This window comes from uncultured Campylobacter sp. (assembly GCF_938018145.1).
Classification (GTDB): domain Bacteria; phylum Campylobacterota; class Campylobacteria; order Campylobacterales; family Campylobacteraceae; genus Campylobacter_A.
On record NZ_CALIII010000279.1, the window covers coordinates 1 to 1,026 of the forward strand.

1 protein-coding gene is annotated in these 1,026 nt (G+C 47.3%); it reads right to left on the minus strand.

What is annotated here, in order from left to right:
- Positions 1-89: 89 nt before the first annotated feature.
- The coding region (locus tag Q0338_RS06430) for a DUF3137 domain-containing protein (RefSeq protein WP_298086041.1) at positions 90-1,026 on the minus strand (937 nt) is incomplete at its 5' end.

The following is a 1,026-nucleotide window of genomic DNA, read 5'->3' on the forward strand; positions in this document are numbered from 1 at the left end:
AAAAAAAAAAAAAAAAAAAAAAAAAAAAAAAAAAAAAAAAAAATTTAAAAAAATTAAAAATTTTTAGCAAAAATACCGCTCAAATTTTATTAAATCCAAATCCTCATGTTCAGTTTTAAAATTTTAACGATACTCAAAAAGTTTAAAATTTCGCTCTTTATCTCGCTTGCGGGGTCGCGGCGCAGCACACTTTCATAGACGCTAGGCTCGAAATTATCGCGCCAGGTCTCGATCGCCACGTAAATTTTATCTTCTTTCAGCACCGCGTTTATCTGCGAGCCCAGCCTTAGATAGACCTCCGTCAGTCGCTGCATCAAAAGCGGCGTCAGAGCGTATCTCGCACCCACCTGATCGGTCGTATAGACGTCGAAAAACTCCTCAAATTTCACGTCGTCCATATTCGCTCGCTGCCCGCATCTGCGCAGATTTCGCGAGTTTTTGTGGCATACCCGCACCTCGCAGTTAAGCCTTTTATGAAAGTCCGCGACGAAAAGCACTCCTTGAAATTTTACGTCGGTGCGAGTGCCGTTTTTGGTGCGCACCTTTTCGGCGGCGTAAAAGTCGCTAAACCTCACTGGCACGCCCTGCACCTCCCCGCTCATCATATCCTCGCTCGATTGTTCGTTTATGTAGCAGTCGTAAATTTCAAAAAACTCATCTGCTGTAAGCCCCCCGCTTTCATCGTAGCTAAGCCCGAAGCTTTTTGCGATGCTCGCGACGATCCTGCTTTTGAAATTTGATCTGAAATTCCGTCTTTTGCTCGCCGTCAAAAGAGCGCTCACGACGCCATAAACGGAGATGCCAAAAAATACGCCGGGCGCCATCTCGTCCCAGAAGCGCGCCACCAGTGCGCCCACGCAGGTCCCTACGACAGCGGCGATGATGTTGGCCTTTTTCACCGCTTTTTGCAGCGCCACGCGCTCATCCTCTAGGCTCTGCAGATCGGCTAGAAAGTTAAATTTTGATCCGGCTGCGCCGCCTTTCTCGCTCTTACCTTCTCTTTCGGCGGTTTTGGTCTCAAACCTC